We start from the raw sequence: 20,487 nt of genomic DNA, 5'->3' as shown, positions 1-20,487 counted from the left end.
GTCAGGGCAAAAATATGCCGTTGGCCACCGGTGTCAGTGCGCCGAGCCCGGCTTTTCCTTCAGGGCCATCACGCCGACGGCCACCAGCACCGCGGCGGCGATGAAGCTGCCGATGAAGCCGGTGGGGGTGCAGAACAGCAGGGTGATGAACAGCAGCAGCGTGGCGATCGCCAGCGAGCCCCACTTGGTCATCTTGCCGAAAGCGGCATAGGTCGCGGCTTGCTCGTGGATGTCCATTTCACCGCGGTGATAGTCGCCGGCCATGTGTCTTCCTCGAAAGAACTGAAATTCCAGAGTTCGCCGATACAACGCGGAAGCCGAACGCTCAAGCGCGCGTGTGAGCCCAGGCCTCGGAGACGAAGCGCGCGCGCACCGCCGCGACGGCCTGGTCGACCGTGATGTCGGCGATTCGTCCCGCCCCGGCGTCCAGCCGCGACAGCCATTTCGAATAGGCCGGCACCGGCGCGGTGCCCATCAGGCCCACGCAAGGCGTGCCGACGGCGGCGGCGACGTTCAGCGCGCCCGAGTCGTTGCCCAGGAACCCCGCCGACAGCGCGATCAGCGCCGCCGACTGGTCCAGCGGCAGGTCGCAGGCCACGACATTGTTCGGCAGATCGCTGATCGCGGCCTTGGCGGCGTCGGCTTCATGCGGGCCGCCGACCCAGAATACCGTGCCGAACAGGTCCGCGAGCCGCCTGGCCGTCTCGGCGAAGCGCTCGGCCGGCCAGGTGCGCGCGGGCTCGCTGGCCCCGATCCCCAGGCAGAGCCAGGGACCGGGACGGTCGGCGTACCGGGCCTTGACCGTCGCCAGCGCCTCGGGATCCAGCTTCAGCGCCGGTTCGCGGCTGGTCACGACCAGGCCATGGGCCGCCTCGAAGGCCGCCAGCTTGTCGATCCTGTGAGCGGGCCGCATGGCCTTGGGCAGGAACGGACCCCGGTTCAGCCAGCGCTCCTGGCCGTGACCCAGGCCAAAGCCGCGCCGCTCGGGCGCGCCGGCCAGGGCGGCGGCGATGGCGGGGCGGTCGATCTTTTCCAGGATCCAGACGGCGCGCGGCCTCTCGGCCTTGCAGAGCCGATAGAAGTCGATCGTCTCGCGAACGCCCTTGAGCCTGTCCTTGTAGTGCGGGGCGTACAGCACGCGGGCCACGCTGGGCTCGACCGCCAGCACCTCGGCCGCCCGGCTGGACGGCCGCGCGACCAGCACCACCCGCCCCTCCGGCGTCGTCGCCGCGATCGCCCGGATGGTCGGCAGATGCCACATCAGGTCGCCGATCCCGCGATCGGGCGCGTAAACGAGAACGGGGCCGGACGGTACGTTCACGAAGGATCGATCTCCCCGGCGGCGGCCGGTGGAAGCGGCTTAGCGGTTGGTCGGGAACTTGTCATCCAGCACGCGGGACGCGACTGTCGGCCCTGCCTTCCAGCCGGTATAAGCTCCATGACCCCGGAACTCCTTCGAAACGTCCCTGGCGGCCCCGAACTGGTCGCCTGGTTCGGATACGCGCCCCGCTTTCACGACGCCGAAGTGCTGAGCGTGATCCTGGATCGTGACGAACCGCGCTGCTCCCTGCGCATCCACGGCTTCGAAATGACCTCCGAGGTTGATGCGCAAGGCTTCTTCGTCTGCACGAAGCACACCATCGTGACCTTCCACCTGATCGATCTGCTGAACATCGAGCTATCAGGCTTCAACGGCCAGAATGCCGTGATGGACCTGAGCATCTCGCGCGGCCTCGATGCAGGTTTCCGAATGGTGATCGACGATGCGTGGGGCCTCGCCGGGACCATCGAGGCGCGTCAATTGGAGATCGAACTCCAGCCTGGAATTCCAGCCGGAAGCCAATACGCCAAGCCTGGCGCGATTACCGGCCAAGGACGCGCCAGCGTGGCGCCCGCCCCGAAAGACTAGACGCTCAGGCCCACCCCGCCAGAAGCCCTCTCAACCCCGCGACGAAGGCCAGGGGCTGGTCGATCATCACGTGGTGGTCGGCGTCGGGAATGGCCAGGCGGCGCACGTGCGCGGGCATCTGCTCGACCATGTAGTCCAGGGTTTCGGCGTGCATCAGGTTCGACCGCTCGCCCCACATCAGGGCGGCCGGGCAGGCGATCTCGGGCAACAGCAAGCCCAGATCCGGCATCCGGAAATTGTGCCAGAGCTCGGGATCGAACTTCCACGTCCAGCCGCCCTCGACTTCCTTCAGCGAGCGCCTGGCGATGAAGTCGGCGATATAGAGGTTCTCGCAGGGTTGGGGCGGGGCCAGGCGGAACCGCGCCAGGGCCTCCTCCAGCGTCGGATAGACCCGATTGCCCAGGCCCGAGCGCGGCGGCGGGCCTTTCCAGCGCTTCTCCGGCGGCTGGATGCTGCTGTCGACCATGATCGCGCCGCGCAGGCGCTCGGGATGGCGCGCGGCGCAATAGAGGGTCGGAAAGCCGCCGAACGAGTGGCCGACCACCATCGGCTTGACGCCGCCCGCCTCCAGGCCCGCGGCCTCGACCGCCGCGAAGATCTCGGTCGCGAATAGTTCGGCGCTGTAGGCCGACCGCCAGTCGCTGCCGCCCATGCCCGACCACGAGATGGCCGCCACCCGCCAGTCGTTGGCGAAGAAGGGCGCGATGAAGCTCCACCAGTCGGCGTGCGCGCCATTGCCGTGCAGGAATAGCAGGCCCGGCTTGCCGACCCGCCCCCAGGTCAGGAGTTCGATGTTCGCCCCCTCGACCGCCAGGGCCGAGCGCTCCGGCGTCTGGGCGACAGCGGCCTCGAACCAGGCCGGCGCGGGGGGAAGCTGGCCGCCGAACGGCGCCAGCGGCGCGGCGAGAGCCGCCTGATCGTCAGCCATGTCTTAAGCTTCTTCCTTGAAGGCCAGTTCGCCCGGGCGCGGCTTGCGGGGCGAGAGCGCCTTGAAGACGCCGGTTCCGGTGATCAGCGTCCGATCGCCGGCCCAGATGCGCCCGCGCACGGTGAAGAGCATGTCCTCCTCGCCGATCAGTTCGCCCTCGCCCTCGACCCAGTCGCCCAGCTTGGCGCCCGACAGGAAGTCGCACATCAGCCGGACCGTGACCCAGCTGTAGGACTTCCGCAGCGAGATGATCCGGCCCCAGGCCATGTCGGCGAAACTCATCAACATGCCGCCGTGGCAGTTGCCCAGGCCGTTGGTGTGGTGCTCCTCGACCCGGAAGCCCAGGCGCGCCTCGCCCGGCCCCTCGCGCTTCTCGAACAGCGGACCGATCTGACGGCCAAAGCCGCGCGACCAGTTGAGCTGGGAAAAGCCCTCTGGAATGGCGGCGGTCTGGGCGTCTGTCAGGTCGTCGGACATGGGGCCAAGCTAACGAGCGTTTGAAAAAAGCGAAAGCCTTCCGTAGCGGGCGGGGCGGACCATCCCGGACAGGAACGCGGCCACCCAAACACCGACTTGCCCGGCGAATGCCGGGGCCCAGCTGGAAGAGCGCTGACGTGGGTTCTGGAAACTCGGCGCTACGCCCATCGGATTCAGCGCTTTGAGATCTGGATCCCGGCATTCGCCGGGAAGATCGGGTTTCTAGAGGCCCGCCCCGGCCAAGGCCCTGGCCTGCCGCTCGGCCACCGCCTCTTCCGAGAAGCCCTCCAGCGAGGCCTCGAACAATCGCTTCCAATTGTGCCGCGCGCCCAGGTGCAGGAAGGCCGCGCCCAGGCCGATCGCCGCGCGGTCCATGAACACGAACTCGCGGGGGATGGTGATCCCGCCGATCGCCTTCAGCGCCTGGCGCACCTTGAAGGCCTCGCGGCGTCCGTACTCGCCGGGCGGCACGTCGTCGGCCACGGTGCGGGCGCGGTCGTCCAGCAGCGGGCCGTAGATGAACCGGGCCCAGACGTTCAGGGTGTCGACCATCTCGTGGGTCAGCCCCTGGAAGCCCCAGGTGCGATAGGCCTCGACCTGCTCGTCGCGATCCTCGTTGGACAGGGCGCGATAGAGCCGCACGACCCCGGCCACGAACTTCGGCGGGAACACCCGGATGCAGCCGAAGTCGAGCAGGTTGAGGTGCGCGGCGCCCTCCCCCGCGAAGCTGTAGTTCCCCAGATGCGGGTCGCCGTGGATGACGCCCAGGTGGGTCATCGGGCTCCACCAGGCCTCGAACAGCAGGGCGGCGATGCGGTCGCGGACCTCTTGCGGCGCGGCCTTGAAGGTCAACAGCCCCTGCCCGTCCAGCCAGGTCATCGACAGCAGGCGCCCGGTGGACAGCTCCGGAACGGGCGTCGGCATGCGAATGTCCTCGCGCCCCGCGAAGAAGTTTCCGTACACGGACATCATCGCCGCCTCGCGGCCGTAGTCCAACTCCTCGCGCAGGCGGTCGCCGATCTCGACGATCATCTCCGACGGGTCGATCGAGCCGTCCATGCGCTTGAAGAGGCCGATCAGGGCGCGCAGCTGGGAGAGGTCGCTTTCGACCGCGCTCTGCATGTCCGGATATTGCAGCTTCACGGCCAGGGCCCGGCCGTCATGGGCGACCGCCCGATGCACCTGGCCCAGCGAGGCGGCCGCGGCGGCCTCGTGCTCGAAGCTCTTGAACCGACCCTGCCAGTCCGGTCCCAGCTCGGCCGCCATCCGCCGACGCACGAACGGCCAGCCCATGGCCGGCGCGTTGGTCTGCAACTCGGCCAGCTCCTTGGCGAACTCGGGCGGCAGCAGGTCCGGCACCGTGGCGAACATCTGGGCCGCCTTCATCAGCGGCCCCTTCAGCCCGCCCAGCGCCGCCTTCAGGGCCTTGGCGTTGCGCGCGTCGGCGTCCTCGCCGCCCAAGATGCGGTTGGCGCCGTAGGACACGGCCGCGCCGGACAGCCCCGCGCCCACCTTGGCGAAGCGGGAGAGGCGGCCTGAAAGGCGATCGCGTTCGGGGTCGCGGGCGTCATCGGCCATCAGCTCACCAAGGCTTCGAACTCATCCACAAGCCGCTCCAGCTGGGCGCAGCCGGCGGCCCAGAAGGCCTTTTCGCGCGGGTTCAGCCCGAACGGCGCCAGAGCCTCGACATAGGTCTTGGTCCCGCCGGCCGCCAGCAGCTGCTCATAGAGTGGCGCGAACTTGGCCGGGTCCTCGCGGCGCTTCTCCATCAAGCCGCGCACCAGGAGGTCGCCGAACGCGTAGGCGTAGACATAGAACGGCGCGTGGCAGAAATGGCTGACATAGGCCCAATAGTGCTCGTAGCCCTCGTTCAGCGTGACGGCCGGACCCAGGCTCTCGCCCATGACGTCCAGCCACAACTGGCCGATCTGGTCGGGCGACAGCTCGCCGTCCGCCCGGGCCTCGTGGAAGCGGCGCTCGAAGCGGTGGAAAGCGATCTGGCGGACCACGGTGTTGAGGCCGTCCTCGATCTTGCCGGCCAGGAGGCCCTTGCGGTCCTCCGGCGAGGCCTCGGCCAGCAGGCGGTCGAACACCAGGCCCTCGCCGAAGATCGACGCCGTCTCGGCCAGGGTCAGGGGCGTGTCGGCCAGCAGCGTGCCCAGCGGCTGGCACAGGGTCTGGTGCACGGCGTGGCCCAGCTCGTGGGCCAGGGTCAGCACATCGCGCCGCTCGCCCATGTAATTCATGAACACGAACGGGTGGCGATCGGCCGTCACCGGGTGGGCGAAGGCCCCCGATTGCTTGCCCGGACGCGGTCGCGCGTCGATCCACGGCTTGTCGAAGAACACCCGGGCGGCGTCGGCGAACCTGGGCGCGAGGTCCTGGAAGCTCTCCAGCACCATGCCCTTGGCCTCGTCCCAGGCATAGGCGCGCGGGGCGGCGGCGGTCAGCGGCGCGTTGCGGTCCCAGTAGTCCAGCCGCTCGCGCCCCATCACCTTGGCCTTCAGGGCGTAGTAGCGATGCGACAGGCGCGGATAGGCCTCGACCACCGCCTGCTCCAGAGCGTCGACCGCGTCGGCGTCGACCTCGTTGGCCAGGTGGCGCGACTGGGCCGGATGGTCGTAGCGGCGCCAGCGATCCTCGACCTGCTTTTCGAAGGCCAGGGTGTTGAGCGCCAGCGCCTGGGTGGACGCGCGTTCCTCCAGGGCCTTGGCCAAACCCCGGGCGGCGGCCTCGCGGCGCTCGCCGCTGGGATCGGACAGGCGGTTCAGCGCCTCGGCCAGGGTCAGGCTCTCATCTCCAACAGGAGCCGTGAGCTTGGCCAGGGTCTCGTCATAGAGACGCACCCAGTTGGCGACGGCCGGCGCCTTGTCGACGATGAAGCGCTCCAGCTCCGGCGACAGCTCGTGCGGCCGCGACAGGCGCACGCGGCGCAGCCACGGCGTCCAGCGGGCCGCCTCGGGATGAACCTCCAGCGCCTTGGCGATCTCGCCGTCTTCCAGCTGGTTCAGTTCCAGCGTGAAGAACAGGCTCTCGGCGGCGATCTGGGACGAGCGCGCCCGAAGATCGGCCTCGAACTTGGCCCAGGCCGGATCGTCGCGCGCGACCGACGCGGCCAGGGTCGCGTAGGCGCCGACGCTCCACAGGCCGTTGGTGGCCTGCTCGTAAAGGCGGATCCCGCGATCCAGCAGCACGCCCAGACGGTCCGGCTCCTGGCGAGCCTCGAGGAACAGCCCCTCCAGCGAGGCCAGCTCGTCATTGGCGGCCTTGGCGGCGGCGAGGTCGGCCTCGATGCGCGGATCGTTCCGACCGTCATAGAGATCGGCCAGGTTCCATTCGGGCGGGGCGTCGGGCTTGAAGGGCGCGTTCATGCCCGAGGAAATAGGGCTCGCCCCCGGTCGGTTGCAATCGTTTAGGTCGCCGCGACCCCGCGCGGCTCGACCATCCAGGCGATGACGCAGGCCACGAGATAGGCGCTGAGCGCGCTGCCGCCCAGCGACAGCGGATCTCCGCCCAGCGGCGACAGCAGCGGAACAATCTGCAACAGCAGCAGAAAGCCCAGGAAGGCCGGCGCGCCCCACCAGGAGCGCCCTTCCCGGCCGCGCCGCCAGGCCCAGGCCGCGCCGGCGATGGCCAGCAGGCCCATCTCGAGCGCCTCTTCCAGCACCGCGTGGTTCCACAGGCCCAGCCCGACCTTCGGCCCCGTCCACAGCAGCGGCAGGTCCGGCCGGTGGACCAGGAAGTCGAGAATCCAGTGCGAGAAGACCGTCAGGCCGATGAACAGACCCGCGCGCCCGGGCAATTTCAGCAGGGTCATCAGTCCCGCGCCGATCGCCACCGACCACAGCAGCGCCGCCGGCAGGGCGTGGCTGAAGGGCATGTGGCTGAGCACGAGGGCGCTGCCCGCCAGGTGAGGATCGACGCTGGCCTTCTCGACCCCCGTCGCCACCAGGCCGCCCCACACGATATCCAGCGCCTCGCAGCCCAGCACATAGGTCCAGAACGGCGCGCGCGGCTCGGCCGCCCGCGCGGCCAGAGCCGCCGCATAGTGTCCGACAAACATGAAGACCTCCCCAGGAACCCGTTAACCATAAGCCTTAAGGTTCCCGACACGTCTGCGAAAGCCGGTGTTTACCCGCGCGCTGTATCACTCTGAACCAACAAGAGCCGTGCTCCACGGGAGCATGGCCGGTTCTGGTGGATTGCCCAATGACCAAAACGGTCCTTGTCGTCGATGACGACCCGACACAACGTCGGTTGATTCAAGCGGTGCTCGAGCGCGAAGGCTTCGCGGTCGCGCATGCCGATGGCGGAGACGCGGCGCTGGCGCACCTGACCTCGGGCGCGCCGGCCGACGTGATCCTTCTGGACCTCGTCATGCCCGGCCTGAACGGCCAGGAGACGCTGAAGGAGCTGCGCGCGCGCGGCTTTACCCAGCCCGTGATCGTGTTGACCGCCAGCGGCGGCGTCGACACGGTGGTCAAGGCGATGCAAGGCGGGGCCAGCGACTTCTTCATCAAGCCCGCCTCGCCCGAGCGCATCACGGTCTCGATCCGCAACGCTCTGTCGATGGGCGACCTGAGGGGCGAGGTCGAGCGTCTGACCAAGCGGGCCGGCGGCAAGACCACCTTCGCGGACCTGATCGGCGCCTCGCCGGTCATGACCATGGTCAAGCGGATGGGCGAGCGCGCGGCCAAGAGCGGCATTCCGGTGCTGATCACCGGCGAGAGCGGCGTCGGCAAGGAGCTGATCGCCCGCGCCGTGCACGGCTCGTCTGACCGCGCCGGCAAGCCCTTTGTGGCCGTCAACTGCGGCGCCATTCCCGAGAACCTCGTCGAGTCGATCCTGTTCGGCCACGAGAAGGGCAGCTTCACCGGCGCCACCGACAAGCACCTGGGCAAGTTCAAGGAAGCCGACGGCGGCACCCTGTTCCTGGACGAGGTGGGCGAGCTGCCGCTGGACATGCAGGTCAAGTTGCTGCGCGCCCTGCAGGAAGGCGAGATCGACCCGATCGGCGCCAAGCGCTCGGTCAAGGTCGATGTCCGCATCGTCTCGGCGACCAACCGCGACCTGGCGCAGGCCGTGGCGGCCGGACGCTTCCGCGAGGATCTGTTCTACCGCCTGAACGTCTTCCCGATCGAGGCGCCCTCGCTGCGCGAGCGTCGCGAGGACATCCCCGCGCTGGTCGAGGCCTTCATCCGCCGCTTCAATGTCGAGGAAGGCAAGCGCGTCATCGGCGCCTCGCCCGAGGCCCTGCGGCTGCTGACCGCGTTCGACTGGCCGGGCAATGTCCGCCAGCTGGAGAACACGGTCTATCGGGCCATCGTCCTGGCCGACGCGCCGTACCTGCAGCCCTACGACTTCCCCGCCATTTCGGGCCTGGCCGCGCCGCTGGAGGCGGTGTCGATCGCGCCGGTCCCGCCGCCGGCGGCCCTGCTGCAGGCCGCCCACGCCGCCATGGCCGCGCCGGCCGACTCGCCGGTGCGCATCCTCGACGAGCGCGGCCATCTGCGGACCCTGGAAGAGATCGAACGCGACCTAATTCAGCACGCGATCGACGTTTATGCCGGCCATATGAGCGAAGTGGCCCGCCGCCTCGGGATCGGCCGCTCGACGCTCTATCGCAAGGTTCGCGAGCAGGGCATCGATGTCGATATGAAAGAGGCCGGCTGATGACGAACCCGACGATCCTGCGTCCGATCTCGCGCGAGCAGCGCCTGAAGGTCCTGCTCAAGCCCGCTCGGCCGTCGACGAAGCCGAAGCGGGGCTGACGGAAGGGCGCCGGGCTCGCCTGCGCGCGCCCGTCACGACTTAGCTTAACGCGGTTCTAGAGCCTTATCCGCTCGAATGGAATCATTCGAGCGGATAAGGCTCTAAATCAAACATTTAGAGCGTGATAACCGCCGAAACCGCTCACACTTTCGGCTATCACGCTCTAATGACCTTTCGCGGAGACGCCGAGGCTTAACGGCGCATCCGCCTCGGCCGCCCCCTCGATCCGGATCCAGCCCGACCCCGAGCGGCGGGCCAGTCCCTCCAGCGCCATAGCCTCCAGCTCGCGCCCGACGGCCACGGGCTTCACCGGGCGGCTCCAGCGATGATCCAGTTGGCGAGCGATCTCCGTCTCGTTGAGGCCGGGCGCCTGCTGCAGGGTGATCAGGATCATGTCGCGGGTCGAGCGCCCGCGTCGGCCGCGCTTGCCCGGCGTCGGCGGGGCGAACGGCGCCGGCTCTCCCGCCACCCGTTCGGCCATGCCGGCCTGCTTCAACGCGTCCAGCGCCAGCACGATCGCGCGCAGCTCGCTCTCGAACGGGGCTTGGGCGCGCCGCTGAGCCTCGATCATACCGGTTTCCAGCTCCGCCTTGCGGCGGAGCAGGTATTGATAGGTGGTCGCCATCATCCTTGTTCCGCTGAGCAGCAGGGTTCGCGCCCGAAGCCGATTCAGACCACAAGGTCCGCGTGCATCGAGACAGAGGCCGCCGCGCCCGCTCGCGGCCGGAACCCTACAAAGTGGTTCTTCTTAACTCTTTACAATTGTTCACATTTTCGGCGTCGATCATTACCAAGATCTTAACAAGTCTCGCCGAACGACGGTTTTTGGTAAGCCTTTTAGACGAAAACCTGGGTCTAGCCTGTTGCAAGCCATGCCCAACAGCAATCATGGCGACAGTGGGGCAAGAGCCGAAGAACGGCGGGACAAGAGCCGGAAAAACTCAATCGTCGTCGCTTGGCGGCTCGGGCCGCGCGCCCCGGCGCTGGAAGCCCTTGCCTCGGCTCATGGGCTTGCGTTCGCCCTTGGCCTTGCGGACGATTTCCTTGAGCTTGAGGGTCTGATTGCCGGAGAGCGCCTGGCCGCGCGCGCCCTTCTCGGGATCGGCGAAGGCTCGGCCGTAGGTCTCGACGCGCTGGGCGACGCTGGTCAGGAACTCGCCCTCCCATTCGGAGAGCTCCACGCCCGACTTCTCGGCGGCGCGACGGGCGCGCTTGAGGGCGTTCAGCGCGGCCTTCTTGGCTTGCAGTTTAGGATCGGGCGGCTTGGCGCGCATCGCGGAGGACTATCCCCGACGTTACGCGCCAGCGCACCCTAAAAAACTCAGATCTCGCCAATGGCCGAGAGGTAGAGGTCGAGGATCGCGTCCTCTTCCTGACGTTTGGCGCGGTCCTGCTTGCGCAGGCGGACCACCTTCTTCAGCACCTTGACGTCGAAGCCGTTGCCCTTGGCCTCGTTATAGACTTCCTTGATCTGCTCCATGATCTCGGCCTTTTCGACCTCGAGCCGCTCGACGCGCTCGACGATCGACTTCAGTTGGCCTTGAGCGGTGCTGTTCAGAACGTCGGCGTGGGGAATGGCGTCGTCGGCCATGCGGGAAGTCTCGCGGGCTGGAATTGGGAGGCGCGGAACCTAGTTCGAAGCCGCGCCCCTGGGAAGCGGGATTCAGCGACCGTCCACCGTTACCTGCCCTCGACCCTGGCGCGCGCCACCTCGGCCAGCGCCGCCAGATCCAGATCCTTGTCCTCGCCGCCCAGCAGCATTTCCAGGCTGGCCTCCGCCAGATCGGCCTGCGGCATCGAGAGCCCCTTGGCCTCGGCGGCGTCGAGCACCAAGCGCACGTCCTTGAGGCCCAGCTCGGCGGTGAAGCCGGGCGGGCTGTAACGGCGCTCGGCGATCATGCCGCCATAGATCTTGTGGATCGGGGCGTTGAACAGCGTGCTGGTCAGCATGTCGAGCAGTTCGGGAGCGGGCACGCCATAGGCTTCGCCCAGCGCCACCGCCTCGCCCATGCTCTCGATGGCCGAGACGATCATGAAGTTCCCGGCCAGCTTCAGGGCGTTGGCGCGGACCGGATCCTCGCCCAGCGGCCAGACCTTGGCGGCCAGAAGGTCGAGCACGGGCCTGGCCTTGGCCACCGCGTCGTCGGGGCCGGCGGCCAGCACGTTGAGACCGCCGGCCAGGGCCACGGGCGGGCGACCGAAGACGGGGGCGGCGACATAGCCCAGGCCCAGCTCGGCGTGGAGGGCGGCGAGCTCGACCGCCAGCCCCGCCGAGATCGTGGCGTGGTTGACGTGGACCAGACCCTTCCGAGCCCGGCCCAGCGCGCCGCTGTCGATCAGCGCCTCGCGAACGGCCTGGTCGTGGGCCAGCATCGACAGCACGATGTCGGCGGCGAAGACCTCGTCGACGCTCGCGGCGGGCTTCGCGCCCTCGGCGGCCAGGGCGTCGACGATCGCGCGCGAGCGGTTCCACACGGTCACCGTCACGCCCTTGGCCAGAAGGTTGCGAACCATGGCCGCGCCCATGGCGCCAAGACCGATGAAACCGACGTTCATGCGAGAACTCCGTCTAGTGCTATGGGCGAGGGCCTTGGATCGAGATCCCGCCTCGTCGTCAGAGCAGGCCGTGCCGCTCCACGGCGGCCCGCAGGCGCGCCGGATCCGTGAAATGGTGGGTGTGGAAGCCCATGTCCATGGCCGCGTCGATATTGGCGGCGCTGTCGTCGATGAACAGCAGGTCGGCGGGCGCGAGGCCGGTGCGCTCCAGCACGATCTCGTAGATGCGCCGCGCCGGCTTGATCACCTTCTCGTCGCCCGAGACGATCGCGTCGCGGAAGAAGCCGAAGTGGCGGGGCGCGATGGCCTGGACGACCGGCCACTTGCTCTGCGGCATGTTGGTCAGGGCGAATTGCGGGACATCGCGGTCGGCCAGGGCCTCGATCACCGCGGCGGTCTCGGGCACCGGCCCCGACAGCATTTCATCGAAGCGCTGGTCCCAGGCGCGGATCTCGGCCTCATGCTCGGGAAAGCGCGCGATCAGCGGGGCGGCGTTGTCCGGGAACGCCACGCCCTTGTCGTGCTCGACGTGCCAATCCAGGGTGCAGACAGACGAAAGGAACCGGTCGATGTCGGCCGGTTCCTTGAAGATCTTCGCGTAAAGCGCGCGGGGATCCCAGCGCACGATGACATTGCCGACATCCCAGAGAACGGCTCTGGGACGCGCGGCGGTCATCAGCCCTGCTTGGCCTTGAAGCGCGGGTCGGTCTTGTTGATGATGTAGATGACGCCCTTGCGGCGAACCATCTTGCAGTCGCGGTGGCGACCCTTCAGCGACTTCAGCGAGCTGCGAACCTTCATGACCGTCTCTGTACTTCAGCGGAGAGGTTCGGGCGCGCGAGCGGGCGGCCGGAACTTCCGGGGTGTTTCGGAGGCGGTGCGTATAAGCAGGACACGGCCGCGAGTCAATGCGCGGAAAGGACTTCGCGTCTTATTGGCGCCCGCGCGGAACTTCACCGCGCTGGCGCGCTTGTGATTGAAGCCTTTACACGAACCCCAGTAGCTTCCGCCCCATGGCCATGGATCGTCGCGTCTTTCTCGTTCTCCTGCTCGCCGGTTGCGCGGACACCTCTCCGCAAGGACCGCTGACGGCGGTCGCGCCCCCGCCGCCGCCCCAGCCGACTCCGGCCAAGCCCGCCGCGCCGCCGCCCTCGCCGGACACGCCCGTGCCCGCCGGCGAACTGGCCTTCGACACCTGGATGAAGGATTTCCGCGTCCGCGCCCTGGCCGCGGGCCTGTCCCCCGCCCTGCTGGACCGCGAGCTGTCGGGCGTCACGCCCGATCCCAAGGTCATCAGCCTGGACAGCCGCCAGCCGGAGTTCTCCAAGCCGGTCGGCGACTACATCAGGGGCGTGATCAGCGACGACCGCATCGCCGTGGGCCGCCGCAAGCGCGAGGAGCTGACCTTCCTGCCGGCGATCGAGGCTCGCTACGGCGTGCCGCGCGACATCCTGCTGGCCGTCTGGGCCATGGAATCGGCGTTCGGCCAACTGCAAGGCAATTTCGACGTCATCCGCTCCATGGTCAGCCTGGCCGCCGACGGCCGCCGGCGCGCCTGGGCCGAGGGCGAGCTGATCGCGGCGCTGAAGATCATCGATTCGGGCGAGGTCTCCCGCGCCCAGCTGCGCGGCTCATGGGCCGGCGCCATGGGCCAGACCCAGTTCATCCCGTCCAGCTATCGCTCCACCGCCGTGGATTTCGACGGCGACGGCCGGCGCGACATCTGGACCTCGGACGCCGACTCGCTGGCCTCCGCCGCCAACCTCCTGATGAAGGGCGGCTGGAAGCCCGGCGTCGGCTGGGCCAAGGAAGTCCTCCTCCCCGCCGGCTTCGACTATTCGGTCACCGAGGTCGAAAAGCAGCCGCCGGCGTGGTGGGAGGCCCGGGGCGTGAGCCGGGCCGACGGCCTGGCCTGGACGGCGGCGGACGCGGCCTCGCCGGCCATGCTGATCCTGCCGGCGGGCGCGACCGGCCCGGCGTTCCTGGCCCTGCCCAACCACTTCGCGATCCGCGCCTACAACAACTCGACCGCCTACGCCCTGGGCATCGGCCTGCTGGCGGACCGCTTCGGCGGCGGCGGACCGCTGGTCACGCCGTGGCCGGTCGAGACGCCGCTGAACCTGGCCGACCGCATGGCGGCCCAGATCGCTCTGTCGCGCCTCGGCTTCGACCCCGGACCGGCCGACGGCGTCATCGGCGTGGGCACCCGCAAGGCCCTGCGCGCCTGGCAGCAGAGCCAGCAACTGCCGGCCGACGGCTATCTGTCGGCCGACATGGTCGCTCGCCTGAAGGCCCGGGCGGGCATCAGCCCGTAGAGACGTCCATCCAGATCGAGCGGCTTTCGCCGGGCGCCAGCCTGATCATGCCGGTGTCGCCGGCGCCGAACGGATCGGGACGGCTGGCGCAAGGCTCGACGCACACGAAGTCGTCGCCTGGCGGCGCATAGACGTGCAGCCAGCGGCATTCGGGCGAGGCGGTGATCACCGTGTCCGGCGCGCCGGGGGCCGACAGGACCGCGCGCTGATCCCATCCGGTATAGCAATGGTCGATCAGGTCAGGCCCCTCGACCGCCGCGCCCGTCGCCCAGTCCGGCCCCCAGACGCCCCGATGATGAACGGTCGGCAGCACGTCGGCGTCGACCATCCAGACCCCGTCGTTGGCCGCCGTCAGGGTCTCGCCCGTCCGACGCGGGAAATAGGGATGAAGACCCAGGCCGGCGGGCATGGCCGTCTCGTCCGTGTTGGTCACGGTAAGCGTGACGCGGAATCCGGTGTCGCCGAGCACGAAGCGCTGCTCGGCGCGATAGGACCAGGGCCAGTCGCCCCGCGCGTGGTCGTGGACGAGCGTCGCCTCGGCGGCGTCCGCCCGCGCCACGCGCCAGACGGCGCGCCAGCCCTGGCCGTGCAGGGCATGCGGATGGCCAGGGAGATTCGGCGCCAGGGCGACCTCGCGCCCCTCGAAGACGAAGCGGCCGTTGGGAACGCGGTTGCAGAACGGGACCAGTGGGAAATTGCTCGTGAGCAGGGGGTCCAGAACCCCGGCGGGCGCCGGCCGCAGCACGTCGCGGCCGCTCACGGTGAAGCCCGCGATCGCTCCGCCCGTCTCGGGCGCGAGGATCAGGCGGGCGGACCCTTTTTCGAGGACGGTCATGCGGCGGACTCCCAAACAGCGGACGCGGCGCATCGGTATGGCCGTTCGATCGTCGGGCCAAGCCTTGCGCGCCTTGGCGACGCGAGCTCAACTGCCGCCATGGTCGAAACCCTTTCCGCGAAGGACGCGCGGCGCATCGCTCTGGCGGCGCAAGGCTTTGGCCGCCCGCGTCCCGCCGCGCCCGCCAAACGTCACCTGCTGTCGACGATCGAGGCGCTGGGCGTGGTCCAGATCGACTCGGTCAACGTCCTGTCGCGCTCACACTATCTGCCGTTCTTCTCGCGGCTGGGCGCGTATGACCGGAGGTTGCTCGACGACCTGGCCTGGGGCAAGACGCGCGCCCTGGCCGAATACTGGGCGCACGAGGCCTCTCTGACGCCGCTGGCGCTGCATCCGATGCTGCGTTGGCGGATGGCGGACGCGGCCGCGGGCGTCGGGGTCTGGAAGCATGTCGCCGCCTTTCTCCGCGACCACCCCGACTTCATCGACCAGGCCCTGGCGGCCGTCGCCGAGCGCGGGCCGCTGACCGCCTCCGAGCTGAACCTGGGCGCCAAGGGCCAGGGCGGCTGGTGGGGCTGGAGCGAGGGCAAGCGGGCGATGGAGTGCCTGTTCTGGACCGGCCGCCTGACCACCGCCACCCGCCGCGCCAGCTTCGAGCGGGTGTATGATCTGCCGGAAAGGGCTTTGCGATCGATCAGCCAGACGCCGACGCCCGACCGCGACGAGGCCCATCGCGCCTTGCTGGCGACCGCTGGCCGGGCGATGGGCGTGGCCACCGAGCGAGACCTGCGCGACTATTTCCGCCTTGGCCCAGCCGACACCCGTAAGGCGCTGGCCGAACTCGTCGAAGACGGAATCCTGACGCCGGTCCAGGTCGAAGGATGGGATCAACCGGCCTACCTATGGCCAGGGACCCGCCGTCCCCGCGCCATCAAGGCCGACGCCCTGCTCTCGCCGTTCGACAACCTGATCTGGTTCCGCGAGCGGACCGAGCGCCTGTTCGGCGTGCGCGTGCGGCTGGAGATCTACACGCCGGCCCACAAGCGCACCCACGGCTACTACGTCCTGCCGTTCCTTCAGGACGAGACGATCACCGCCCGCGTCGATCTGAAGGCCGACCGCAAGGCGGGCAGACTGCTGGTCCAGGCCGCCCATGCCGAGCCCGCCGCGAACGCGGAAACCGCCCCTCGACTGTGGCGTGAACTCACGCGAATGGCGGCCTGGCTGGGCCTGGAGGGGATCGAGGTTCGCTCCGTGGGCGAACTCTCACCCAAATTGAGTTTGAATGCCACCTAAGCGCGACGCATCGCTCGCCTCGACTGTAAAGTATTGTAAAAATGCCTGACAAATACGAGCAAGCCTAGGCGGTGCGAGGTAAACATGAATTGCAGGTCTCCTGCTCGTCGCCCCACCGACAGCGAGATGACCGAGGCGCGCCTCGCTCCCCCGCGAGGCGCGCCACTTCCCAGCTTAAGTGATTGCATGAAAGTCGCGCTGCTCGACGACGACCCCAGCCACAACGCGCTCGTCGCCTCGGTGCTGACCCCAAGCGGTTTCGTCTGCACCAGCTTTACTCAGCCCTCGCGGCTTCTGGCGGAACTGCGCAAGCAGACCTTCGACCTGATCATCCTTGACTGGAACATGCCCGAGCTGTCGGGCATCGAAACCCTGAAACTGCTGCGCGAGGATCCCGCGACGGCGCCGCCGGTGCTGCTTCTGACCAGCCGCTCGGTCGAGGCCGACCTGGTGGAGGGCCTGAACGCCGGCGCCGACGACTACATCGTCAAGCCGTTGCAGCCGCAGGTGCTGCTGGCGCGCGTCAACGCCGTGGTCCGCCGCATCCACCGTCCGCCGGTCACGCCTCAGATCGAACAGCACGGCCCGTATCGGCTGGATCCCGGCGCCCAGACCGCGTCCTGGAAGGGTCACGTCGAGGCCCTGACGCCCAAGGAGTTCCAGCTGGCGTCCCTGCTGTTCAACAATCTGTCGCGGCCTTTGTCGCGCGAGTACCTGCTGCGCCGGATCTGGGGCCAGCGGCCGGATCTCGAAACCCGCACCCTGGACGCGCACGTGTCGCGTTTGCGGGCGAAGCTGCACCTGCGGCCGAATAACGGTTTCCGACTCAGCACCGTCTACGGTTTCGGGTATCGTTTGGAAGCGTGTGATCCCGAGACGGGCGGGGGAGAGTAGAGTTATGAACAGGGCCGCGGGGGCGAGCCTCCTTCTGGCGGCGGCGCTGGCGACGAGCGCGGCGCGCGCCCAGACCAGCGCCTCGGCCGAACCGCCGGTGGCCTATATGGTCAAGCCGGGCGACACCCTGATCGGGATCGCCGCGCGCTACATGAACCGCCCTAGCGACTACCGCGCCGTGCAGAAGGCCAATGGCGTGGCCCGCCCCACGCGCCTGCGCAGCGGCTCGCAACTGAATATCGATCCAAACCTGCTGAAGGCGACGCCGATCGTCGCCTCGCTGTCGGCCTTTTCCGGTCCCGTGCTGATCGAGACGGGCGGCCAGAGCACGCCCGCCCGGGTGGGGATGCCGCTGCGGGAAGGCCAGGGCGTGGTGACCGGTCCCGGCGCTTTCGCCACCTTCGAGCTGGAGGACGGCTCGCGCGTCACCCTGCCCTCGAACACCCGCGTTCGCATCGCCAAGCTGCGCCAGGTGCTGATCAACAACGCCCCCCAACGGGTATTCCAGCTGGACCAGGGTCGGGGAACGATCTCTGCCACGCCGAACCAGACGCCCGGCGCCCGGTTCGAGGTGCGCACGCCGGTCTCGGTCTCGGCCGTGCGCGGCACCGAGTTCCGCGTCGGCGCGGACGGCGACAAGGCCCAGACCGAGGTGCTGAAGGGCGCCGTCGGCGTGGACGCCGGCGCGGTCGCCACCGGCGGCGCGCCGATCCCGGCCGGTTACGGCGTCGGAGTCTCGGCCTCGGGAGTCAGCGAACCGGTCAAGCTGCTGCCCGCGCCCAAGCTTGGTCCGGGCGGCCAGACCCAGAGCGACAAGGTCGTCCGCTTCACGGTCCAGCCCCTCGAGGGCGCGGCCGCCTACCGGCTGCAATTGGCCCGCGACGCCGGCTTTATCGACATCTTCGCCGAGACGGTGACAAAGGCCGCCGCCCAGCCGCCCAGCGCCGCCGAATTCGGCGCGGTGAGCAACGGCACCTATTTCGTGCGCCTGACGGCGTTGGACGCCCACGGCCTGGAAGGCTTTCCCGCCGACTACAGCTTCGACCGCGACCTCGACACCCTGGACGCCGGCGCCCCCCGCGACAGCCGCGAGGGCAAGCACCGCAAGTTCCTGTTCCGCTGGAGTTCGGCCGGCGACGGGACGCGCAACTATCGCTTCCAGCTGTTCGCCGCCAAGGATCCTGATCGGCCGTTGGTCGACCAGCCGGGTCTTTCGGAACCGCAACTGACGCTGACCGACCTGCCGCCCGGCGAGTACGCCTGGCGCGTCGCCGTCGTGCGCTTCAAGGACGGGACGGTGACCGAAAAGCTTGGACCGCCCCAGACGCTGCGGATCGGCGGATGACCCGCGCGGGGGCTCGCCCGCAAAAGCCGACCGGACGTTTGCCGTCGTGGCTGCTGTTGTCGGGCCTCGCCAGCATTTGCTTCGCGCTTTTCGCGTGGTTTCCGCCCACGCGGATCGACAACGTGCTGTACGACGTGCTGGCGCGGGTCAGCGCCCGGCCGGCGGATCCCAACATCATGATGGTCGATATCGACGACCGCAGCCTGGCCGAACTGGGCGCGTGGCCGTGGCCGCGGGACCTGCACGCGCGGATGATCGATCGCCTGGGCCAGGCCGGCGCCAAGACCATCGTCTACGACGTGCTGTTCAGCGAGCCTGGCGATCCGGCCCAGGACCAGGCGCTGGGCCAGGCCATCGAACGATCGGGCAAGGTCTATCTGCCGCAGTTCCTGACCAGCGCCGGAGCGGACGCGCCTCGGCGGGTGGTCGGATCGATCCCGGCCATCGCCAAAGGCGCGGCGGGCGCCGGCCTGGCCCACGTCCGGTTCGACGACGACGGCGTCGTGCGCCGCATGGCGCCGTTCGAGATCAACGGCGCGAACCTCGCCCCCGATCTGATGACCGTCGTTCATCGCGCCACCCATCCGGTCGGGGCGCGCGACATGACCCGAGGCTTCGACGAGACCCTGCTGATCCCGTTCGCCGGCCCGCCGTCGATCTATCGCCACATCAGCTTCTCCAGCGTGCTGAACGGCGAGGCGCCGGCCTCGCTGATCAGCGGCCGCACGGTCTTCGTGGGACTGACCGCCCCAGGCCTGGGCCCCGCCTTTCCGACGCCCGTCACGCCCGACGCTTCCAGCATGACCGGGGTGCAGCTACAGGCCAGCGTGCTGGACGGCCTGCGTAGCGGTCTGATGATCCGGGAGGCCGGACCGGAGGGCCGCGCGGCCTTCGCCCTGACGCTGTTGTGGCTGCTGCTGGCCGGCTTTCTGGTCTTGCCGCCGCGCGCCAATCTCGTCTTGCTAGCGGCGCTCTGCGCGGTAGGCCTCGCCTATTCGGCGGCGATGTTCTGGCTGGCCCACCTTTGGCTCTCGCCCATCGCCGCGGTGCTGGGCATGACGCTGGTGGCCCTGATCTGGGGATGGATGCAGTTGGCGCGGGTGAATGATCTTTTGAGCCGAGAACTGGCCCGCATCCGGTCGATCGTGCGCGGCCGCCGCGTCCAGCCGATGGATTTCGAAAGCGACGTGGTCGCGCGCCAGGCCTCGAGCCTGGGCGAGGCGATCACCCGGATGGACGATCTCCGCCGTTTCTCGGCCGACGCCCTGTTCAGCCTGCCCGACGCCACCCTGGTCGCCGACGCCCACGGCCGGGCCATCGCCGCCAACGCCGCCGCCAACGCGCTGTTCCGTCCGACCCAGCTCACCGTGCTGGGCGCGTCGCTGGCCGATCTCGTTAACGCCCTGGAGCCGCTAGGCAAGCGCTTCGAGCTGGACTGGCCCCCGCCCGCCGACGAGCACGAGCCCATCGATCTTCATCTGGTCGATGGCCGGGTCTTCCAGCTGCAGACCGTGTTCCGGCGGGACGAGACCGGCGCCCCGGCGGGGTGGATCGTGCGCCTGGCCGACATCTCGATCCTGACCGCCGCCATGCGCCAGCGCGAGCAGGCCCTGCAGTTGCTGACCCACGACATGCGCTCGCCCCAGACCTCGATCCTGGCCCTGCTGGCGACGACCCCGGACCTGCCGACCGAGACCGCCGACCGCATCGCGGCCTATGCCCGCCGCACCTTGGCCCTGGCCGACGGCTTCGTGCAGTTGGCGCGGGCCGAGGTCACGCCGGTGTCGCTGGAGCCGGTGGATCTGGCTGACATCACCGTCGAGGCGATCGACGAGCTGTGGCCGCAGTCCGCCCAGCGACGGATCGAGATCCAGCAGATCGGCGGCGAAACGCCGCTCGTCGTGCTGGGCGATCGGGGGGTGCTGTCGCGCACCCTGATCAATCTGCTGGGCAACGCGGTCAAATACAGCCCCGAGGGCTCGAGGATCACCGTCACGCTGTCGGAGCAGTCGTCGCCGAACGGTCCGATGGCCCACGTCGCCATCGCCGACCAAGGGCCTGGTTTCTCGCGCGAGGAGGCCGCGGCGGCCTTCCTGCCGTTTCAGCGTTTCGAGCGCCCCGGTTCCGTCGCGGGCGCGGGGGGCGCGGGCCTGGGCCTGG

22 protein-coding genes are annotated in these 20,487 nt (G+C 69.0%); 8 read left to right on the top strand and 14 right to left on the bottom strand.

Annotated elements, in window-relative coordinates; translation table 11 throughout:
• Nucleotides 1-33: 33 nt before the first annotated feature.
• Nucleotides 34-264: an aa3-type cytochrome c oxidase subunit IV gene (locus FCU40_RS09715; RefSeq protein ID WP_168074623.1), complete on the bottom strand. Its 231-nt coding sequence runs from the start codon at nt 262-264 to the stop codon at nt 34-36.
• Between the two features lie 61 nt (nt 265-325).
• Nucleotides 326-1,261 carry a glycosyltransferase family 9 protein gene (locus FCU40_RS09710; protein ID WP_241693583.1) on the bottom strand — a complete coding sequence of 312 codons (936 nt, stop codon included), beginning with the start codon at nt 1,259-1,261 and terminating at the stop codon, nt 326-328.
• Between the two features lie 177 nt (nt 1,262-1,438).
• On the opposite strand from FCU40_RS09710, the gene FCU40_RS09705 reads away from it, so the two are divergent.
• The gene (locus FCU40_RS09705) at nt 1,439-1,909 is read left to right on the top strand and encodes an Imm50 family immunity protein (RefSeq protein WP_168074621.1); all 471 of its coding nucleotides are present in this window, start codon (nt 1,439-1,441) and stop codon (nt 1,907-1,909) included.
• Between the two features lie 4 nt (nt 1,910-1,913).
• On the opposite strand, the gene FCU40_RS09700 is transcribed toward FCU40_RS09705, so the two are convergent.
• From FCU40_RS09700 to FCU40_RS09680, 5 genes are all read right to left on the bottom strand, one after another.
• Nucleotides 1,914-2,837, bottom strand: a complete 924-nt coding sequence (locus tag FCU40_RS09700; RefSeq protein WP_168074620.1) for an alpha/beta hydrolase — start codon at nt 2,835-2,837, stop codon at nt 1,914-1,916.
• 3 nt (nt 2,838-2,840) lie between these two features.
• Complete coding sequence (locus tag FCU40_RS09695; protein WP_004616399.1) at nt 2,841-3,314, bottom strand: hotdog domain-containing protein; 474 nt, start codon at nt 3,312-3,314, stop codon at nt 2,841-2,843.
• Between the two features lie 222 nt (nt 3,315-3,536).
• Nucleotides 3,537-4,892 carry an AarF/UbiB family protein gene (locus FCU40_RS09690; protein ID WP_168074619.1) on the bottom strand — a complete coding sequence of 452 codons (1,356 nt, stop codon included), beginning with the start codon at nt 4,890-4,892 and terminating at the stop codon, nt 3,537-3,539.
• Nucleotides 4,892-6,685 carry a M3 family oligoendopeptidase gene (locus FCU40_RS09685; RefSeq protein ID WP_168074618.1) on the bottom strand — a complete coding sequence of 598 codons (1,794 nt, stop codon included), beginning with the start codon at nt 6,683-6,685 and terminating at the stop codon, nt 4,892-4,894. Before FCU40_RS09685 ends, FCU40_RS09690 begins: the two co-directional genes overlap by 1 nt.
• A gap of 41 nt (nt 6,686-6,726) precedes the next feature.
• Complete coding sequence (locus tag FCU40_RS09680) at nt 6,727-7,377, bottom strand: hypothetical protein (RefSeq protein ID WP_168074617.1); 651 nt, start codon at nt 7,375-7,377, stop codon at nt 6,727-6,729.
• Nucleotides 7,378-7,523: 146 nt separating this feature from the next.
• Here FCU40_RS09680 and FCU40_RS09675 point away from each other — a divergent pair, with 146 nt between their 5' ends.
• On the top strand, nt 7,524-8,987 hold the full coding sequence (locus FCU40_RS09675) for a sigma-54 dependent transcriptional regulator (RefSeq protein WP_168074616.1): 1,464 nt from the start codon (nt 7,524-7,526) through the stop codon (nt 8,985-8,987).
• Nucleotides 8,987-9,085 carry a hypothetical protein gene (locus FCU40_RS23300; protein ID WP_004616410.1) on the top strand — a complete coding sequence of 33 codons (99 nt, stop codon included), beginning with the start codon at nt 8,987-8,989 and terminating at the stop codon, nt 9,083-9,085. The genes FCU40_RS09675 and FCU40_RS23300 overlap by 1 nt, the downstream gene beginning before the upstream one ends.
• A 164-nt stretch (nt 9,086-9,249) precedes the next feature.
• Here the strand turns inward: FCU40_RS23300 and FCU40_RS09670 are convergent, their stop codons facing one another.
• The 6 genes from FCU40_RS09670 to ykgO form a co-directional block, all read right to left on the bottom strand.
• Entirely contained in the window at nt 9,250-9,711 is a 462-nt protein-coding gene (locus FCU40_RS09670) for a hypothetical protein (RefSeq protein WP_168074658.1), read from the bottom strand.
• A gap of 316 nt (nt 9,712-10,027) precedes the next feature.
• Complete coding sequence (locus FCU40_RS09665; RefSeq protein WP_004616414.1) at nt 10,028-10,360, bottom strand: hypothetical protein; 333 nt, start codon at nt 10,358-10,360, stop codon at nt 10,028-10,030.
• A gap of 47 nt (nt 10,361-10,407) precedes the next feature.
• Complete coding sequence (locus FCU40_RS09660) at nt 10,408-10,677, bottom strand: DUF2312 domain-containing protein (RefSeq protein ID WP_004616416.1); 270 nt, start codon at nt 10,675-10,677, stop codon at nt 10,408-10,410.
• Between the two features lie 89 nt (nt 10,678-10,766).
• Nucleotides 10,767-11,747 (bottom strand): NAD(P)-dependent oxidoreductase, encoded by a 981-nt coding sequence (locus tag FCU40_RS09655; protein WP_275052047.1) that lies wholly within the window; start codon nt 11,745-11,747, stop codon nt 10,767-10,769.
• Complete coding sequence (locus FCU40_RS09650; RefSeq protein ID WP_168074614.1) at nt 11,701-12,318, bottom strand: HAD family phosphatase; 618 nt, start codon at nt 12,316-12,318, stop codon at nt 11,701-11,703. The genes FCU40_RS09655 and FCU40_RS09650 overlap by 47 nt, the downstream gene beginning before the upstream one ends.
• Entirely contained in the window at nt 12,318-12,443 is a 126-nt protein-coding gene (ykgO, locus tag FCU40_RS09645) for a type B 50S ribosomal protein L36 (protein ID WP_004616427.1), read from the bottom strand. Before ykgO ends, FCU40_RS09650 begins: the two co-directional genes overlap by 1 nt.
• A gap of 212 nt (nt 12,444-12,655) precedes the next feature.
• Between ykgO and FCU40_RS09640 the strand changes: the two genes are divergently transcribed.
• Nucleotides 12,656-13,957 carry a lytic murein transglycosylase gene (locus FCU40_RS09640; protein WP_168074613.1) on the top strand — a complete coding sequence of 434 codons (1,302 nt, stop codon included), beginning with the start codon at nt 12,656-12,658 and terminating at the stop codon, nt 13,955-13,957.
• Here FCU40_RS09640 and FCU40_RS09635 read toward each other — a convergent pair.
• The gene (locus FCU40_RS09635; protein ID WP_168074612.1) at nt 13,947-14,792 is read right to left on the bottom strand and encodes an aldose 1-epimerase; all 846 of its coding nucleotides are present in this window, start codon (nt 14,790-14,792) and stop codon (nt 13,947-13,949) included. The genes FCU40_RS09640 and FCU40_RS09635 overlap by 11 nt on opposite strands.
• Before the next feature lie 99 nt (nt 14,793-14,891).
• Here FCU40_RS09635 and FCU40_RS09630 point away from each other — a divergent pair, with 99 nt between their 5' ends.
• The 4 genes from FCU40_RS09630 to FCU40_RS09615 all read left to right on the top strand — a co-directional run.
• The gene (locus FCU40_RS09630) at nt 14,892-16,088 is read left to right on the top strand and encodes a winged helix-turn-helix domain-containing protein (protein WP_168074610.1); all 1,197 of its coding nucleotides are present in this window, start codon (nt 14,892-14,894) and stop codon (nt 16,086-16,088) included.
• 84 nt (nt 16,089-16,172) lie between these two features.
• Nucleotides 16,173-16,982 (top strand): response regulator transcription factor, encoded by an 810-nt coding sequence (locus FCU40_RS09625; protein WP_168074608.1) that lies wholly within the window; start codon nt 16,173-16,175, stop codon nt 16,980-16,982.
• 4 nt (nt 16,983-16,986) lie between these two features.
• Nucleotides 16,987-18,327 (top strand): FecR domain-containing protein, encoded by a 1,341-nt coding sequence (locus FCU40_RS09620; protein ID WP_168074606.1) that lies wholly within the window; start codon nt 16,987-16,989, stop codon nt 18,325-18,327.
• Nucleotides 18,324-20,487: CHASE2 domain-containing protein (locus FCU40_RS09615; RefSeq protein ID WP_168074604.1), on the top strand; the 2,164-nt coding region annotated here is incomplete at its 3' end. The genes FCU40_RS09620 and FCU40_RS09615, both read left to right, overlap by 4 nt.

The organism is Caulobacter sp. SSI4214 (assembly GCF_012184455.1).
Classification (GTDB): domain Bacteria; phylum Pseudomonadota; class Alphaproteobacteria; order Caulobacterales; family Caulobacteraceae; genus Caulobacter; species Caulobacter vibrioides_E.
The sequence above is the reverse complement of the archived record's forward strand: the minus strand, read 5'-3'. Positions and strand labels throughout refer to the sequence as shown.

Bases quoted from the DNA above. Each gene is read 5' to 3' on its own strand.
- ykgO (WP_004616427.1), bottom strand. From the start codon at position 12,443: ATGAAGGTTCGCAGCTCGCTGAAGTCGCTGAAGGGTCGCCACCGCGAC.
- FCU40_RS09660 (WP_004616416.1), bottom strand. From the start codon at position 10,677: ATGGCCGACGACGCCATTCCCCACGCCGACGTTCTGAACAGCACCGCT.
- FCU40_RS09705 (WP_168074621.1), top strand. From the start codon at position 1,439: ATGACCCCGGAACTCCTTCGAAACGTCCCTGGCGGCCCCGAACTGGTC.
- FCU40_RS09670 (WP_168074658.1), bottom strand. From the start codon at position 9,711: ATGGCGACCACCTATCAATACCTGCTCCGCCGCAAGGCGGAGCTGGAA.
- FCU40_RS09620 (WP_168074606.1), top strand. From the start codon at position 16,987: ATGAACAGGGCCGCGGGGGCGAGCCTCCTTCTGGCGGCGGCGCTGGCG.
- FCU40_RS09690 (WP_168074619.1), bottom strand. From the start codon at position 4,892: ATGGCCGATGACGCCCGCGACCCCGAACGCGATCGCCTTTCAGGCCGC.
- FCU40_RS09680 (WP_168074617.1), bottom strand. From the start codon at position 7,377: ATGTTTGTCGGACACTATGCGGCGGCTCTGGCCGCGCGGGCGGCCGAG.
- FCU40_RS09635 (WP_168074612.1), bottom strand. From the start codon at position 14,792: ATGACCGTCCTCGAAAAAGGGTCCGCCCGCCTGATCCTCGCGCCCGAG.
- FCU40_RS09710 (WP_241693583.1), bottom strand. From the start codon at position 1,261: ATGTGGCATCTGCCGACCATCCGGGCGATCGCGGCGACGACGCCGGAG.
- FCU40_RS09630 (WP_168074610.1), top strand. From the start codon at position 14,892: ATGGTCGAAACCCTTTCCGCGAAGGACGCGCGGCGCATCGCTCTGGCG.
- FCU40_RS09665 (WP_004616414.1), bottom strand. From the start codon at position 10,360: ATGCGCGCCAAGCCGCCCGATCCTAAACTGCAAGCCAAGAAGGCCGCG.
- FCU40_RS09675 (WP_168074616.1), top strand. From the start codon at position 7,524: ATGACCAAAACGGTCCTTGTCGTCGATGACGACCCGACACAACGTCGG.
- FCU40_RS09650 (WP_168074614.1), bottom strand. From the start codon at position 12,318: ATGACCGCCGCGCGTCCCAGAGCCGTTCTCTGGGATGTCGGCAATGTC.
- FCU40_RS09715 (WP_168074623.1), bottom strand. From the start codon at position 264: ATGGCCGGCGACTATCACCGCGGTGAAATGGACATCCACGAGCAAGCC.
- FCU40_RS09640 (WP_168074613.1), top strand. From the start codon at position 12,656: ATGGCCATGGATCGTCGCGTCTTTCTCGTTCTCCTGCTCGCCGGTTGC.
- FCU40_RS09685 (WP_168074618.1), bottom strand. From the start codon at position 6,685: ATGAACGCGCCCTTCAAGCCCGACGCCCCGCCCGAATGGAACCTGGCC.
- FCU40_RS09695 (WP_004616399.1), bottom strand. From the start codon at position 3,314: ATGTCCGACGACCTGACAGACGCCCAGACCGCCGCCATTCCAGAGGGC.
- FCU40_RS23300 (WP_004616410.1), top strand. From the start codon at position 8,987: ATGACGAACCCGACGATCCTGCGTCCGATCTCGCGCGAGCAGCGCCTG.
- FCU40_RS09700 (WP_168074620.1), bottom strand. From the start codon at position 2,837: ATGGCTGACGATCAGGCGGCTCTCGCCGCGCCGCTGGCGCCGTTCGGC.
- FCU40_RS09625 (WP_168074608.1), top strand. From the start codon at position 16,173: ATGAATTGCAGGTCTCCTGCTCGTCGCCCCACCGACAGCGAGATGACC.